This window comes from Alcaligenes faecalis (assembly GCF_041521385.1).
Lineage (GTDB): Bacteria > Pseudomonadota > Gammaproteobacteria > Burkholderiales > Burkholderiaceae_B > Alcaligenes > Alcaligenes faecalis_E.
The window spans coordinates 676,274-692,632 of sequence record NZ_CP168006.1; the positions used below are offsets into that span (position 1 = coordinate 676,274).

At 53.5% G+C, this 16,359-nt stretch carries 15 protein-coding genes and 3 tRNA genes; 2 read left to right on the forward strand and 16 right to left on the reverse strand.

All coding sequences use genetic code 11. From position 1 onward, the window contains the following. Positions 1-8: 8 nt before the first annotated feature. The 11 genes from nuoF to ACDI13_RS03200 all read right to left on the reverse strand — a co-directional run bounded on the left by nuoF (position 9) and on the right by ACDI13_RS03200 (position 9,796). Positions 9-1,376, reverse strand: a complete 1,368-nt coding sequence (nuoF, locus tag ACDI13_RS03150) for an NADH-quinone oxidoreductase subunit NuoF (RefSeq protein WP_316988812.1) — start codon at positions 1,374-1,376, stop codon at positions 9-11. Next, positions 1,373-1,867 (reverse strand): NADH-quinone oxidoreductase subunit NuoE, encoded by a 495-nt coding sequence (nuoE, locus tag ACDI13_RS03155; protein WP_026483139.1) that lies wholly within the window; start codon positions 1,865-1,867, stop codon positions 1,373-1,375. The genes nuoF and nuoE overlap by 4 nt, the downstream gene beginning before the upstream one ends. Positions 1,868-1,896: 29 nt before the next feature. Beyond that, positions 1,897-3,150: an NADH-quinone oxidoreductase subunit D gene (locus ACDI13_RS03160; protein WP_316988811.1), complete on the reverse strand. Its 1,254-nt coding sequence runs from the start codon at positions 3,148-3,150 to the stop codon at positions 1,897-1,899. A gap of 5 nt (positions 3,151-3,155) precedes the next feature. Then, on the reverse strand, positions 3,156-3,767 hold the full coding sequence (locus tag ACDI13_RS03165; RefSeq protein WP_316988810.1) for an NADH-quinone oxidoreductase subunit C: 612 nt from the start codon (positions 3,765-3,767) through the stop codon (positions 3,156-3,158). Between the two features lie 26 nt (positions 3,768-3,793). Continuing rightward, positions 3,794-4,270, reverse strand: a complete 477-nt coding sequence (locus tag ACDI13_RS03170; RefSeq protein ID WP_003801059.1) for an NADH-quinone oxidoreductase subunit B family protein — start codon at positions 4,268-4,270, stop codon at positions 3,794-3,796. A 145-nt stretch (positions 4,271-4,415) separates the two neighbouring features. Next, positions 4,416-4,775, reverse strand: a complete 360-nt coding sequence (locus tag ACDI13_RS03175) for an NADH-quinone oxidoreductase subunit A (RefSeq protein ID WP_003801061.1) — start codon at positions 4,773-4,775, stop codon at positions 4,416-4,418. 594 nt (positions 4,776-5,369) lie between these two features. After that, positions 5,370-6,563 (reverse strand): porin, encoded by a 1,194-nt coding sequence (locus ACDI13_RS03180; RefSeq protein WP_316988809.1) that lies wholly within the window; start codon positions 6,561-6,563, stop codon positions 5,370-5,372. 621 nt (positions 6,564-7,184) lie between these two features. Further along, positions 7,185-7,269 (reverse strand) — tRNA-Leu (locus tag ACDI13_RS03185). Positions 7,270-7,495: 226 nt separating this feature from the next. Beyond that, a complete protein-coding gene (gene secG, locus ACDI13_RS03190; RefSeq protein ID WP_316988808.1) occupies positions 7,496-7,903 on the reverse strand; it encodes a preprotein translocase subunit SecG in 408 nt (135 codons plus the stop codon). A gap of 18 nt (positions 7,904-7,921) precedes the next feature. Further along, entirely contained in the window at positions 7,922-8,662 is a 741-nt protein-coding gene (gene tpiA / locus ACDI13_RS03195) for a triose-phosphate isomerase (protein WP_316988807.1), read from the reverse strand. Between the two features lie 159 nt (positions 8,663-8,821). After that, positions 8,822-9,796, reverse strand: a complete 975-nt coding sequence (locus ACDI13_RS03200) for an NAD(P)H-quinone oxidoreductase (RefSeq protein WP_316988806.1) — start codon at positions 9,794-9,796, stop codon at positions 8,822-8,824. A gap of 230 nt (positions 9,797-10,026) precedes the next feature. On the opposite strand from ACDI13_RS03200, the gene ACDI13_RS03205 reads away from it, so the two are divergent. Next, a tRNA-Ser gene (locus ACDI13_RS03205) sits at positions 10,027-10,116 on the forward strand. A 12-nt stretch (positions 10,117-10,128) separates the two neighbouring features. After that, a tRNA-Leu gene (locus ACDI13_RS03210) sits at positions 10,129-10,214 on the forward strand. A 581-nt stretch (positions 10,215-10,795) separates the two neighbouring features. Here ACDI13_RS03210 and pnp read toward each other — a convergent pair. The 5 genes from pnp to ilvN all read right to left on the reverse strand — a co-directional run bounded on the left by pnp (position 10,796) and on the right by ilvN (position 16,357). After that, a complete protein-coding gene (gene pnp, locus ACDI13_RS03215) occupies positions 10,796-12,934 on the reverse strand; it encodes a polyribonucleotide nucleotidyltransferase (RefSeq protein ID WP_316988805.1) in 2,139 nt (712 codons plus the stop codon). Between the two features lie 89 nt (positions 12,935-13,023). Beyond that, a complete protein-coding gene (gene rpsO, locus ACDI13_RS03220; protein ID WP_003801068.1) occupies positions 13,024-13,293 on the reverse strand; it encodes a 30S ribosomal protein S15 in 270 nt (89 codons plus the stop codon). A gap of 165 nt (positions 13,294-13,458) precedes the next feature. Beyond that, positions 13,459-14,226 (reverse strand): CDP-diacylglycerol--serine O-phosphatidyltransferase, encoded by a 768-nt coding sequence (gene pssA / locus ACDI13_RS03225; protein ID WP_035272453.1) that lies wholly within the window; start codon positions 14,224-14,226, stop codon positions 13,459-13,461. Between the two features lie 407 nt (positions 14,227-14,633). Next, positions 14,634-15,650, reverse strand: coding sequence for a ketol-acid reductoisomerase (gene ilvC, locus ACDI13_RS03230; RefSeq protein ID WP_094197365.1), 1,017 nt, complete (start codon positions 15,648-15,650; stop codon positions 14,634-14,636). 215 nt (positions 15,651-15,865) lie between these two features. Continuing rightward, positions 15,866-16,357 carry an acetolactate synthase small subunit gene (gene ilvN, locus ACDI13_RS03235; RefSeq protein ID WP_003801075.1) on the reverse strand — a complete coding sequence of 164 codons (492 nt, stop codon included), beginning with the start codon at positions 16,355-16,357 and terminating at the stop codon, positions 15,866-15,868. Positions 16,358-16,359: the final 2 nt, after the last annotated feature.

Below are 16,359 nucleotides of genomic sequence, written 5' to 3' on the forward strand. Positions count from 1 at the left end.
GTCCTGGCCTACAAATATTGAGGCACCACACAGCCTTTATGCTCGATGTGGTGTGCGAACTCGTCGCGGAAATGCTTAACGAAACTGCGCACCGGCATGGCCGCAGCATCACCCAGGGCGCAAATGGTGCGACCCATGATGTTATGTGCGATGTCGTCGAGCATATCCAGGTCTTCCGGACGACCTTGACCGTTCTCGATACGATGCACCATACGCCACAACCAGCCTGTGCCTTCCCGGCACGGCGTACACTGGCCGCAGCTTTCGTGATAGTAAAAATAGGACAGGCGCAGCAGGGACTTGACCATGCAGCGCGTCTCGTCCATCACAATGACAGCGCCCGAACCCAGCATGGAACCTGCCTTGGCAATGGAGTCATAGTCCAGGTTGGTGGCCATCATGATGTCAGCGGGCAACACGGGCGAGCTGGAACCACCTGGGATCACCGCTTTCAGTTTGCGACCATCGCGCATACCGCCGGCCAGTTCCAGCAAGGTAGCAAACGGTGTCCCCAGAGGCACTTCGTAGTTACCGGGACGCTCTACGTCACCCGTAATGGAGAAGATCTTGGTGCCACCGGCGTTGGGGATACCTACTTCCAGGTATTCCTGACCGCTGTTGCGCAAAATCCAGGGCACAGCAGCGAAGGTTTCGGTGTTGTTGATGGTCGTCGGCTTGCCGTACAGACCAAAACTGGCCGGGAATGGCGGTTTGAAACGGGGCTGGCCCTTCTTGCCTTCCAGCGACTCCAGCAATGCAGTTTCTTCACCGCAAATATAGGCGCCGTAGCCGTGGAACGCATGCAGTTGGAAGCTGAAATCCGAACCCAGGATCTTATCGCCCAGGAAGCCAGCCGCACGGGCCTGCTCTAGCGCCTCTTCAAAACGCTGATAGATTTCAAACACTTCACCGTGGATGTAGTTGTAGCCGACGGTAATACCCATGGCATAGGCAGCAATAGCCATGCCTTCAATCACGATGTGGGGGTTAAAACGCAGAATATCGCGGTCTTTAAAGGTACCGGGCTCGCCCTCGTCGGAGTTACATACCAGGTACTTTTGACCGGGCAAACTACGGGGCATGAAGCTCCACTTCAGACCCGATGGAAAACCTGCACCACCACGACCGCGCAAGGCTGAAGTCTTGACTTCCGCAATCACGTCTTCGGGTTTCATGCCGGTGGTCAAGACCTTGCGCAGGGCCTCATAGCCACCACGCTTGACGTACTCTTCCAGGCCCCAGTTATCGCCGTTCAAACCAGCCAGAATCTGTGGCTGAATATGACGATCATGAAAAATCATGCTGCGCGATACGTCGCCACCAGGGTTGGGTTCCAAACCCTGTGCGAACTTGCGCAGAATGTCCGGTGCAATCATGCCGATTCTCCGTGTGTCTTCAATTCTTCGAGCATGGCATCAATGCGCTCGGCTTCCATGCGCACGCACATGTGCTGATTGTTCAGCAACATGACGGGCGAATCACCACATGAGCCCATGCACTCTCCCATGATCAGGGAGAACTGGCCGTCCGCCGTGGTTTCACCGTATTCGATACCCAGTTTCTCTTTCAGGTACTCGCCAGCCTTGACGCCATCACGCAGCGCACAGGGCAAGTTGGTGCAAACGGAAATGGTGACGCGGCCAACGGGCTTGGTGTGGAACATGTTGTAGAAGGTTGCCACCTCCTGCACAGCGATAGGCTCCACGCCAATATATTGGGCCACATCCTCGATAATCTCTGGCGATACCCAGCCTTTTTCCTGCTGGGCAATGGCCAGGGAGGCCATGATGGCAGAGCGACGTTGATCTGCCGGGAACTTGCTCAGTTCCTTATCTATCTGTTGGTAGGCTTTTTCGGAAAGCAACATAATTCGGTTCCGTTTTTCCAGGCGCGACCTTAACGGTCGATCTCGCCAAACACAATGTCCTGCGTGCCGATGATCGTGACCGCGTCGGCAATCATGTGACCGCGGCTCATTTCATCGAGGGCCTGCAAGTGGACGAAGCCCGGAGCACGGATCTTCATGCGGTAAGGCTTGTTGCCGCCGTCAGATACCAGATAAATGCCAAACTCGCCCTTGGGATGCTCCACACCGGCATACACTTCGCCAGTAGGCACGTGCATACCTTCGGAGAACAGTTTGAAATGGTGGATCAAGTCCTCCATCCCGGTTTTCATGCGTTCGCGCGATGGCGGCGCCACTTTGTGGTTATCCGTGATGACAGGACCGGGGTTGTTGCGCAGCCACTGTACACACTGACGGATGATGCGGTTGCTCTCGCGCATTTCCGCGATACGAACCAGATAACGGTCGTAAGAGTCACCGTTGCGACCCACAGGAATATCAAATTCGACGCGATCATAGACTTCGTAGGGCTGCATCTTGCGCAGATCCCACTCAACGCCCGAACCACGCAGCATGGGGCCGGTAAAGCCCAGCGCCTTGGCGCGATCAGGATCCACCACGCCCACGCCCACCAGACGCTGCTTCCAGATACGGTTATCGGTCAGCAGGGTTTCGTATTCGTCGACACAAGTGGGGAAACGGTTGGTGAAGTCTTCGATGAAATCCAGCAAAGAACCCGAACGAGCTTCGTTCATGGCTTTCAGTTCTTTGTCGGAGCGGTATTTGTTGGCCTTGTACTGAGGCATGGTGCCGGGCAGATCGCGGTAAACGCCACCTGGACGGTAGTAGGCCGCGTGCAAACGGGCGCCGGAGACCGCTTCGTAGCAGTCCATCAGGTCTTCACGTTCACGGAAGGCGTACAGGAACACAGCCATGGCCCCCACGTCCAGCGCATGCGAGCCGACCGACATCAGGTGGTTCAGAATGCGGGTGATCTCGTCAAACATGACGCGGATGTACTGGGCACGCAACGGAACCTCGACACCGACCAGACGCTCCACAGCCATACAGTAAGCATGCTCATTGACCATCATGGACACATAGTCCAGACGATCCATGTATGGCAGGGTTTGCAGGAAAGTGCGGTTTTCAGCCAGTTTTTCGGTGGCGCGGTGCAACAGCCCAATATGGGGGTCAGCACGCTGAATGACTTCGCCGTCCAGCTCAAGCACCAAACGCAATACACCGTGTGCGGCGGGGTGCTGAGGACCAAAGTTCAGGGTATAGTTTTGAATTTCTGCCATGATGCTTATCGCCCAATTCCGTAATCGTCCTCGCGCACCACACGTGGCGTGATCTCACGCGGCTCGATGGTGACGGGCTGGTAAATGACCCGCTTCTGCTCGGTGTCATAGCGCATTTCGACGTAGCCGGAGATGGGGAAGTCTTTGCGGAACGGATGGCCGATGAAACCGTAGTCGGTCAGGATGCGACGCAGATCAGGGTGGTTCTCGAAAACAATGCCATATAGGTCAAACGCCTCGCGCTCGAACCAGTTCACCGACGGCCAGACCTCGAACAAGGTTGGCAGCGTTGGGAAATCGTCATTGGGCACAAAGCAGCGCACACGCAGGCGCCAGTTGTGCGTCAAGGACATCAGGTGCAACACAACAGCAAAGCGATGAGGAAACTGAGCCGATGCAGCCTGATAGGTAGGCGCTTTCCAGGCGGAATAATCAATCCCGCACAAGTCGATACAGGTCTCAAAGCGCAAGTCAGCGTGGTCACGCAGCAGTGTGCAGGTATCGAGCCATGCATCAGCCGGCACTTCCAAAGTGAGTTCATTGCGCGCTTGCGTCAACGCAGCCTGCTCGCCCAGGATGGAGAGCAAGTTGGTTTTTAAAGTTTCTAGCCGTGTCATAGTCTTGTTTAGCCTGTTCTAACCGTTCAGCGTGCGATGGTATTGGTCAAACGGATCTTGTTCTGCATTTGGAGCAAACCGTAAACCAAAGCTTCAGCGGTAGGAGGACAGCCCGGCACGTACACGTCTACCGGCACGATGCGGTCACAGCCGCGCACCACCGAGTAAGAGTAGTGGTAGTAGCCGCCACCATTGGCACAGGAGCCCATGGAAACAACCCAACGTGGCTCAGCCATCTGGTCGTACACCTTGCGCAAGGCAGGCGCCATCTTGTTGCACAGAGTGCCCGCCACAATCATCAAGTCAGATTGACGAGGGCTGGGACGGAAAATAATGCCAAATTGGTCCAGGTCATAACGAGCCGCACCAGCGTGCATCATTTCCACTGCACAACAGGCCAGACCAAATGTCATGGGCCACATGGACCCTGTTTTTGCCCAGTTCAGAAACTTGTCTGCACTGGTCGTCACAAAACCTTCTTTGAGAATGCCGTCGATAGCCATAGTAGTTGCCTTTTGCCGGATCAGAGCCTGGGAAGCCCCGGCCTATCCTGTTGCTGACCAAACCCGCTGTCATCAAGACGCATCCCCATGCCCCTTATGCCCAGCAGCAGACGCGAAAACCCCGACAGGGTTCTCTATGGATGGGTTATTCCCAGTCCAGAGCGCCTTTTTTCCATTCGTAGATAAAACCGACCGTCAAAACGGCCAGGAACGCCATAACGGTCCAGAAACCGACCAGGCCTACTGTTCCATTGGCCATGGCCCAGGGAAACAGAAAAGCGATTTCCAGATCGAACATGATGAACAGAATCGCGATCAGGTAGTAACGAATGTCCACCTTCATGCGCGAGTCGCCGAATGCTTCAAAACCGCATTCGTAAGGAGAGAGCTTTTCAGCATCGGGCCGGTTAGGACCGAGCACTCGACCGACCAAAAGTAAGGCCAGGCCAATCCCAGTGGCAACGATGATAAATAGCAAAACGGGAAAGTACTCTTGCAGGTTCATGCAAAGCATCCAATCGCAGTAAATAAACTCTTGGATTGTAGCATTTTGAGAGCACAGTTTTGGGGGATAACCCCAAAGCATTACATCTATGCGCGGGTGTTGCACCCACGCCGCAAAAACTGTCAGCTACCTGACTGGAAACCCTTCAACTATTGATTATTTATTCTATTAAGGGTTGCGATTGTAGACTTCAATCAACTATCTTACTCGTTTTTGTAAGGTAAATGTCAGCCACCAAACAGAAGAAAATGATTTTTCCTGCTTATTTTGTAAGCAAGCCAAACAAGACCAAGTAGTCGCAATGGTCGTTAGACAGATTTAGCACGCACTCCAGCCCCTACATCACAACAACAGAGTACCACCCCAGGAAACTCACAGACCTTACGCCAATAGCCAACACATACCAACGAACCCATAAACACGAGCAGCAAAACCAAACACAGCCCCTACAACCCGAACAGGCCCAAACAAACACCCCAAAAAAGCAGTAGACAATAAAAAAGCCATCCCGAAGGATGGCTTTTTATACTTCTGCAGTTCAGGCGAATCCGAAAATTTGCCTTTCGCAACGCGTAGACAAGCTACGCGAAACAATTAGAACTGGTGACGCAGACCAACGCCGATCAGAGTCGACTTAGCATCAGGCATGAAGTACACGTTCTTGGCGTAGGAACCAATTGCATACACGTTCGTGCGCTTGCTCAGTGGGTGGCTGTAACCCAGGCTGAACGTATGCTGTTTCTTCATTTCCCACGAAGCACCGGAGTTAGCCAGTTGATCTGGAGCCGAACGAGGATCAGCCATCGTCCAAGAACCCATCACAGTACCAGCACCCACAGGAGCGGACAAACCGACCAAGTAGGAGTTAACTTTCAGGCCGTCCAGGCTGCTCAAGCCATTAGAGACCATTGCATCACCCAAACCAAAGCCGCTGTAGGACTGAGCAGCGAACAAACCGTCACGGGTTTGGCCGAAAGCCAAGTAAGCCTTCACAACTTCAAAGTCGTAGCTACCACCGATGTTCCAGGACTTAACAGTGTCACCACCGCTCACTGGACCATTCACAACAGCACGGCTTTCAGCAGTTTTGTACTGATCGTATGTCAGAGCAACACCGATAGGGCCGTTAACGTAACGCAGACCGGTGGTCACGGCGCGCTGGTTGCGCTCCAGACCATCATTAATGTTATTAACTTCGTTAACCTTGTACTCTTGGGAACCACCAGTATTGAAGGAGTAACCAACGCCGAACTGGAAGCCGGAGAAGTTAGGGGTTTGGTACATGACCATGTTGTCGTAACGAACGGTGTTAGCGGATGTGAAAGCACCACCGATGTTAGCTTGATCGAAACCACCGCCGAAAGGATCGGCTACGCCTGGCAAGTATTTGGAGGCGATGTTAGTTTGACGACCGAAGTCCAATTGACCCCAGCTGTCGCCAGCCAGACCCAGAGTGGCGTGACGACCGAACAGACGACCACCTTGAGCGGAATTACCGGTGGACAGATCAAAGCCGCTTTCCAGTTGGAATACAGCGCGCAGGCCATCGCCCAGATCTTCGGAACCCTTCAAGCCCCAGCGGTTACCCGACTGGATGCCGTTGATCATACCGGTTTTCTTCTGTTCGTAAGAAGTACCGTTACCGTTCGAGGTGTAGGTTTCAGTGCCTTTGAATTTTTGGTAACCGATACCACCGTCCAGAATACCGTACAGGGTGACAGACGTTTCTGCGTGTGCGACGCCAGCGAAGCCGGCCATCAGAGCAGCAGCGAGCAGAGTCTTTTTCATGTAAGAAATCTCCGTAGATTTGAGTAAATCAGAGCAGCCCAACTACAACAGTGCTGCTGCTCTTTCTAACTCCGCGATGGGAAGTTAACGCTATTGCATCAAAATTCCCGTCGCTTGACTACGAAACCCTTCGGAAACGTGAATCTTTGTACACAGCCTGTTGGCTATACACAACAAAAACCCACTTATAGCGGCTTTCCAAGCCGCCTCTGCCAAGGATGATAATTAGCAAGCTAAAGCCAAAACTATCTTAAGAACTTGCTTTAACTCTCGCTGGCAATCGGTCACCAACACTGGTTTTGTGGAAATACAACAAAAAACCAAACCCTGCCGTCTAACTGGAAGCAAGCACCCCAAAGCCCATCCCAAACTCGGGACACCCAAAGCGGTGACAATGACAGTTTCTCATATTACGAGAAAAAAAGAATTAACAAAACTCAGAACGCGCTGACTCAGCCGAAGCCTTTTTTCAAACCAGAACAAACACCCCAGTACCGCCCAAAAATCCCGCAATCTGAGCAAACCCTCAAGCACCAAAAAAATGGCAAAAAAAAACCCGTCCTTCTCAGGATCAGGTTTTATTTTCAAGCCCTGCAATGACAGAGCAACACAGCATTTTTTTGGTGCCGACGACGAGACTCGAACTCGTACAGCTTTCGCCACTACCCCCTCAAGATAGCGTGTCTACCAATTCCACCACGTCGGCAAGCAATCAAGACAGCGATATTAGCATGACAAAAGCAGGACTGTCAGTACAAAACAGCCCAAAACAGCTAAAAAAGCCCGTTCTCAGGCATATCCCAAACAAACACCGCAAAACATCAAAGCCCGCCGTAACGGCGGGCTTTGATATCACACCTTCCAATCCTGTCTGTGAGATCTTTGCAGCCTCTTATATAGAGAGCAACAAGAAACTCACAAATAGCGCGGGCTTACTCAGCAGCAGGAACTGCTGGCGCGCTTTGCTCTGGAGCTGCCGAAGGAACCGCTGCCGGCACCGAGGCTGCGGGAGCGGGAACCGAAGCGGCACCCGATGGAGCCGCGCCAGGCACAGAGGACTCATACCCCTGCATCACACCCGCATCAGCCTTTTGCGCTGGATGATGAGCCACCCAAGCCAAACCGCCAGTAGACACAAAAAAGACAATTGCTGCCCATTTGGTCATGCGCGACAAAAAGTTGGCCGCACCCGCTGCACCAAACACGCTGCCGGCCGAGCCGCCGCCAAAGGCGGAACCCATATCCGCACCCTTGCCTTGCTGCAGCAGAACCAGACCAATAATCAACAGCGAGGAAATAACCTGCACCGCCATCAGAACGGAAGACATCCAATCTTGCATTTAAAGACTCCAGACCCTTTAAGCGGCCACAATACGTAAAAATTCTTGTGCATCCAACGATGCACCACCCACCAAGGCACCATCAATATCCGGCATGGCAAACAGCTCTGAAGCATTATCCGCTTTCACGCTGCCCCCGTACAAAATACGCAACTGATCCGATTCCATATAGGCACGAATCTGCTGATGCATGTGCTGCGCTTGCTCCGGCGTTGCAGTCAGACCCGTACCAATCGCCCAGACCGGCTCATAGGCCAGCACCAGTTTGGAGACCACCTCGGCCCCAAGAGCCTTGATAGGTTCGAGTTGATCTTGCACCACACAGGTTTCCTGCCCTGCCTCGCGATCGGCCAACTGCTCGCCAATACAGACAATGGGCGTCAAGCCTGCTTCCAGTGCCGCAATAACTTTGGCGGCGACTTGAGCACTGCTTTCCTGATGATACTGACGACGTTCGGAATGCCCGACAATCACCCAACGACAACCCACATCAGCCAGCATTGCCGCCGAGATCTCCCCGGTGTATGCCCCCTTGGCGTGGACACTGACATCTTGAGCGCCAACCGCGATGGTCGAATCCTTCAAGATACCTGCCACCTGAGGCAAATACACATAAGGAACGCATACAAGCACATCACAATCTGCCTGCGCATCAGGCTGAACGAGCAGTTCTTGCAGCAGACGGCTGTTGCCATCAAGCGAGCCATTTAATTTCCAATTACCCGCAACCAGTCGTTTACGCGAAGAATGTACGCTCATTGCTCCCTTGATGCCAGTCAAAAAGTTACACCAACGCCCACAATCAAGGCGCAGCTAACCGACTATTGTAGCGTGAGCAAATCCATTTCGCGCATATTTGGCAGAAAATTCATTTCAACAGGACAAAAAAAGGGGTGGCAACACCACCCCTTGCAGCTTTTAAGGAACAAGAATGATCTTGCCGACCTGCTCACCCGCCTCCATCATGGCATGCGCATCACTCGCCTTTTCCAAGGGGAAAGTGGCATGAATCAAGGGGCGCACTTGGCCTGCTTCCAGCAAAGGCCAGACTCGCGCTTTCAAAGCCTGCGCCAGTTGCGCCTTGAACTCAACCGAACGAGAGCGCAAGGTTGAACCAGTAATGGTCAGACGACGACGCAGGATTTCGCCACAGTTAATCGTGGACTTCACCCCACCCAGCAAAGCGATAATAACGATACGGCCGTCATCGGCCAGACACGTCAAATCCCGGTTGATGTAATCACCAGCAACCATATCCAGAATCACATCAACACCACGACCATCTGTTTTGCTCTTGATGACGTCTTCGTAAACCTCGGTTTTGTAGTTGATACCAACCCCGCCCAGACGATTAATAGCCTCTACGCGCTCGTCGCTGCCAGCCGTGGCATACACCGTATGCCCCAAGGCCACAGCCAGTTGAATAGCCGTCGTTCCAATTCCGCTTGCACCACCATGAACCAGCAGGGTTTCACCCTTGCTCAGCTGACCACGGTCAAACACATTACTCCAGACCGTAAAAAAAGTTTCTGGCAAACCCGCCGCCTCCAGCAAGCTGAAACCCGCAGGAATAGGCAGACATTGCTGAACTGGAACAACGCAATATTCGGCATAGCCACCGCCGGTAACCAAAGCACAGACCTGATCGCCGATTTTGAACTCGCTGTCCTGCACATCACCGGAGACAATTTCACCAGCCAGCTCCAAGCCGGGAATATCAGAGGCTCCAGCAGGTGGTGGATAAGCGCCCGCCCGTTGCAAAACATCTGGACGGTTTACACCCGCCGCCAACACCTTGACCAGCACCTCGCCAGGACCGGGTTGCGGCATGGGGCGTTCACCCACTCGCAACACTTCCGGCTTTCCAAACTCGGTAATCTCCACAACTCGCATACCTACTCCCTAATATCTAAACCATTTTTTCCAGCGTGGCCCAAATGACAAACAACAAGAAGCCACCTTACTTGCTGCAATCTATCACAGGCACTGACATCAACACCCTATTCCAGCCATGAAAACAGATTATTTCCATGACGCTGGCAAATTTATACGTTACACTTTAAGGCTTTCCTGGCTATCGTGCTTTTCATGCGAAGAGCGTGCCGGAAAAAGCCCAACAGATAGGAAGCGTGCCAGAGCGGTTGAATGGACCGGTCTTGAAAACCGGCGATGGGGTAACCCATCCGTGAGTTCGAATCTCACCGCTTCCGCCATCATCTCCCGCTGCATCCATGGCGGAATTGGTAGACGCAAGGGACTTAAAATCCCTCGATCTTTGATCGTGCCGGTTCGATTCCGGCTGGATGCACCACATATTCACGATAGCGGGCGGATATCGGCTCTACCCCATAAACAGGGGATGGTCATTCATCAGACCCGGTTGATTACACCATTCCAACCGCACTGGGCCAAGACCCTCAGGCGGTAGTTTTCAAAGCTTCTAAACCCATACGCACGGCGTAAGAGCATTTCCATTTCGTATGGAAGCCCTCGGTGATGCCGTTGGACTTGGTAACGCGCCATATTCGTACGATGGGCTCGAACCACGATTTTAACGTGGCAGCCAGTACCCTGGCCGGACTTTGCTCGAACGGCCGTATCAGCGCCAGGAATTTGGGCACCATTTCAACTGACCAACAGTTTATCCCTCCACTCCGCCCTGCTCTGCTCCACCCACCCTCTCCAACCAGACCGAATCTGCCCTCAAGAAGCAAGCAGCTCAAAAATGATGAACCATCAAAGAGCAAAGCTACAACCAAGGCTACGGCTGAAACCACAAGCACAACAGATACAGGTACGGGTACAGTACCAACACCCACCTTCCCAACAAAGCAAGCAAACGCAAAAAACCCGCCTTTTGGCGGGTTTTCTTCAAACAGACTGCGAACGCTATCAAGAAGCAGCAGGAGCGGCTGGGCCACCTTGAGCTTCGATACCGCCAATAGCCTTGATCGACAGACGCAGACGACCTTTCTCATCAGCTTCGATGACCTTGACCTTAACAAGCTGACCCACTTTCAGCACGTCATTGATGTTGGCGATACGGTAGTTGGCAATCTCGGAGATGTGCAGCAAGCCGTCACGGCCTGGTAACACTTGCACAATCGCGCCAAAGTCCAGCAAACGCATCACGGGGCCTTCGTATTCCTGACCCACTTCCACTTCAGCGGTCAGCTCTTTAATACGACGCTCAGCGTCACGAGCCTTGTCCAGATCGGCGCTGGCGATCGTGATGGTGCCGTCATCCGAAATATCGATCTGCGTACCCGTTTCTTCGGTCAGGGAACGGATGGTTGCACCGCCCTTACCAATCACATCACGAATCTTCTCGGGGTTGATCTTTACAGTCAGCATGCGAGGCGCGAATTCGGACATTTCGGTACGGGAACCGTCAATGGACTCTTTCATCTTGCCCAAGATGTGCATACGGCCTTCGTGAGCCTGGGCCAAGGCAACCTGCATGATTTCCTTGGTGATGCCCTGGATCTTGATATCCATCTGCAAGGCAGTAATACCTTTCTCGGTACCGGCAACCTTGAAGTCCATATCGCCCAAGTGATCTTCGTCACCCAGAATGTCGGTCAGCACAGCAAACTTGTTGCCTTCCTTGATCAGACCCATGGCCACACCGGCCACGTGATCTTGCACAGGCACACCAGCGTCCATCATGGACAGCGAGCCACCGCACACCGATGCCATGGAGGAGGAACCGTTGGACTCAGTGATCTCGGACACCACACGGATGGAGTACTGGAAATCCTCAGCGGCAGGCAGCAAAGGAGTCAAAGCACGCTTGGCCAGACGACCGTGACCGATTTCACGACGCTTGGGAGCGCCGAAACGGCCGGCTTCGCCTGTGGCGAACGGAGGCATGTTGTAGTGCATCATGAAGCGATCGCGGTATTCGCCCATGATCGAGTCAATGATCTGCTCGTCTTGCTTGGTACCCAGGGTGGTCACCACCAAAGCCTGAGTTTCGCCACGTGTGAACAAGGCGCTACCATGAGCACGGGGCAGAACGCCCAGACGAATGCTGATAGGACGCACTGTGCGGGTGTCGCGACCGTCAATACGGGACTCGCCGCTCAAGATGCGCGAACGCACAATCTTGCTTTCCAGGTCGAACATCATGTTTTCGACGGCAACCATATCAGGCTGATCCTGACCAGCGGCTTCTGCTTGAGCCTTGACCGTTTCTTTAACTTGAGCGTAGACAGCGCGCACTTGCTCGGTACGAGCCTGTTTTTCGCGAGTCTGGTAGGCCTGTGTCAGACCTTCCTCAGCAGCGGCAGTTACCGCAGCCAGCAGGCTTTCGTTAACAGTGGCAGGCTGCCAATCCCACTCGGGCTTGCCAGCTTCTTCAACCAGTTCGTGAATGCAGTTGATGGCCGCTTGCATTTGCTCGTGAGCAAACACCACACCACCCAGCATGACTTCTTCGGACAATTGCTTGGCTTCGGACTCAACCATCAGCACCGCTTGTTCGGTACCGGCCACAACCAGATCCAGAGCCGAAGATTTCAGCTGAGTAGCGGATGGGTTCAGCACGTACTGACCATCAACGTAACCCACGCGAGCAGCGCCCACAGGACCATTGAAAGGGATGCCGGAGATAGCCAGAGCAGCCGAAGCGCCGATCATGGCAGCGATATCAGGATCAATTTCAGGATTGACCGATACCGTGTGAATGATGACCTGAACTTCGTTGTAGAAGCCCTCAGGGAACAGTGGACGCAGTGGACGGTCGATCAGGCGGGAGATCAGGATCTCGCGCTCGGACTGGCGGCCTTCACGCTTGAAGAAACCACCAGGGATCTTGCCAGCGGAGTAGGTTTTTTCGACGTAATCAACGGTCAGAGGGAAAAAATCCTGACCTGCTTTCGCTTCGCTTTTGCCAACAACCGTGGCCAACACAACCGTGTCTTCAATCGAAACCAGCACGGCACCTGACGCCTGACGTGCGATTTCGCCGGTTTCCAGAACGACGGTATGTTCGCCGTACTGGAAAGACTTGGTGACTTTATTGAACATTAGGAGAATCCTTACAATAAAAAAACCGTGCACACAGCGAAACCAGTTCGCCGAATGCACGGTTGTTTAGCGGGGAGCCAGCCCCGGTATCACTTACGCAGACCGAGTTTTTCGATCAAAGCACGGTAAGCATCTGGATTACGACCTTTCAGGTAATCCAGCAATTTGCGACGACGGCTAACCATGCGCAACAGACCACGACGGGAGTGGTGATCTTTGTTGTGAGCCTTGAAGTGGCCGGTCAATTCGTTGATGCGAGCGGTCAGCAAAGCCACTTGCACTTCTGGGGAACCTGTATCGCCTTGTTTACGCTGAAACTCGGAAACGATATCGACTTTTTTGATATCTGCAACTGCCATTTTATGTAGCCTCTAAGACTTGCGTTAGGACCGAGGTGCCCTAACGTGTTGAAAATAAAATTGAACGCACCAGACCACGAGGCTTGGTGCAAGCAAACGATTATAGCGAAAAACCAGGACAGGCGTTAAGCATTTCGTCCTGAAAGCCCACCCAAGCCAGGTATTTTAGTTGTTTCCACGCCGAAGTCGCGCCAAAGCACGAGCTCGACGCCAGCGCCAGGCCATCACAAACCAGCCCGACAAGCCGTACAGGCAGAACAGCCCAAACAGGAAGACAGGCGGATCAGTGGAGACAAACACAAAGACCAGCACAAAAAGCAGCATGACCCAAAATGGCACACTACGGCTGATCGCAAAGGACTTACCGCTGTAGAACGGCGCATTGGAGACCATGGCCAGGCCGGCATAAATGGTTAAACCAAAGGCAACCCAGGGAATCACATTCACTTGCAAGGACAGCTTGTTGTCCACCGCCAGCCAGACAAAGCCAGCGACCAGAGCAGCGGCCGCCGGGCTGGGCAAGCCCTGGAAAAAACGCTTGTCGACCACTTCAATATTGGTATTGAAGCGGGCCAGGCGCAGCGCACCACCAGCTACATAAATAAAGGAAGCCAACCAGCCCCAGCGGCCCAATCCCTGCATGGCCCAGACGTACATGACCAGCGCGGGCGCTGCACCAAAGGAAATCATGTCTGCCATGGAGTCATACTGCTCGCCAAAAGCGGACTGGGTATTGGTCAAACGAGCGACCCGCCCGTCCATACCATCAAACACCAGCGCCAGGAAAATGGCGATGGCTGCCGCCTCAAAGCGGCCATTCATGGCCTGCACAACAGCATAAAACCCCGCGAACAAATTGGCGGTCGTAAATGCGTTGGGCAGAAGATAGATGCTACGCCGACGACGGGTTTCATCATTGAGCAAATTGGGCATAATTTATGCTTTAAGAGTTGTTGCTAAGGACTGAACACTCAAATGTAGCATTGTCCACAAGGCTACAGAGTGTGAATAATTCCAGCAAATATTAGCCAGAGCGAACAGAAACGGCCAAAAGGCCTGCGGCCAGGGAGTTCGCGGATAAATAGTGGATTTTATCGAACTCGCTTGCGCACCACCCCGACAGGGGCACGATAGTCAAATCAAACACTGCATTTTATCGCGCCCTCAGCAATACGGCTATAAGACGAGCACAAGGTGCTTTCATGCTTCTTCTTAGCCCAAGCAGAGGCGACACTGAAGGCCAAATTCTTGCAGCAATAAAAAACCGGCTGACGCCGCAAGACGTCAGCCGGTTCAGGTTCAAGACCTGGGCAGCTTATTAAGCCGCCCCGATATCAAACTTAGTTCTTGGACTTGTCGACCAGCTTGTTAGCGGCGATCCAAGGCATCATGGAGCGCAGCTTGCTACCCACTTGCTCGATCTGCGATTCAGCGTTGATACGACGACGCGAGATCAGGGTAGGCGCGCCAGCGGCGTTTTCCAGGATGAAGTTCTTGGCGTACACACCAGTCTGGATGTCTTCCAGGCACTGACGCATGGCTTTGCGGGTTTCGTCGGTAACAATCTTCGGACCGGTCTCGTATTCGCCGTATTCAGCGTTGTTGGAGATCGAGTAGTTCATGTTGGCGATACCGCCTTCGTAGATCAGGTCCACGATCAGCTTCAGTTCGTGCAAGCACTCGAAGTAAGCCATTTCAGGAGCGTAACCCGCGTCAACCAGCGTGTCGAAACCCGCTTTGATCAGCTCAACCGCACCACCGCACAAAACAGCCTGTTCACCGAACAAGTCGGTTTCGGTTTCTTCGCGGAAGTTGGTTTCGATGATACCGGCACGGCCACCGCCGTTAGCGGAGGCGTAAGACAGAGCCACGTCGCGAGCAGCGCCGGTCTTGTCCTGGTAAACAGCAATCAGGTGAGGAACGCCGCCGCCTTGGCTGTAGGTGCCGCGAACGGTGTGACCTGGAGCCTTGGGAGCAATCATGATGACGTCGATATCGTCACGGGGCACAACCTGGCCGTAGTGAACGTTAAAGCCGTGAGCAAATGCCAGCGCGGCGCCGGGCTTGATGTTCTCGGCAACCTGGTTGCGGTAAACCTCGGCAATGTTTTCATCAGGCAACAAGATCATGACGACGTCAGCACCCTTGACAGCCTCAGCCACTTCCTGAACTTTCAGGCCAGCGTTCTCGGCTTTGCTCCAGGAAGCGCCGCCTTTACGCAGACCAACCACTACGTTCACGCCGGACTCGTGCAGGTTCAGGGCGTGAGCGTGGCCTTGCGAGCCGTAACCGATGATGGCAACGGTCTTGCCTTTGATCAGGGAAAGATCACAATCCTTGTCGTAGAAAACTTTCATTTCAGGTGCTCCAAATTTAATAATTTCGCTTAAACAGCAATTCGAGAATGGCCGCTCTTGCAGCAGCGGCACAAAAAGAACCTTGACTCATTACTTCCAGAACAGGGCCACCGTGGTCCACACGGCATCAGGCCGTATTTACCCTTTATAAGGAGCTGCCTTGAAACGCAGCCCCTTGAATAAAAGCGGTCATTATGTCCTGAAAAAGCCTTGGCTTACAGCTTTAAGACACGTTCGCCACGGCTGACGCCAGAGACCCCGGTGCGCACTGTTTCAAGAATGGCCGTACGATCCAGCGCATTGATGAAAGCAGCAATTTTGTCTTGAACACCGGTCAATTCGATGGTGTATGTTTTGTCCGTAACATCGATGATGCGACCACGGAAAATATCCGCCATGCGCTTCATCTCTTCACGTTCCTTGCCCACCGCCCGCACTTTGATCAGCATGAGCTCACGCTCGATGTGAGGGCCTTCGGACAGATCCACCACCTTGACCACGTCAACCAGCCGGTTCAAGTGTTTGGTGATCTGCTCGATGACGTCGTCCGCCCCTCGCGTAACGATCGTCATGCGAGACAGGGTGTCGTCCTCGGTTGGAGCAACCGTCAAGGTCTCGATGTTATAGCCACGGGCCGAAAACAGGCCGACCACACGGGACAGTGCGCCGGGCTCGTTTTCCAGAAGGATAGAAATGACGTGTTTCATGG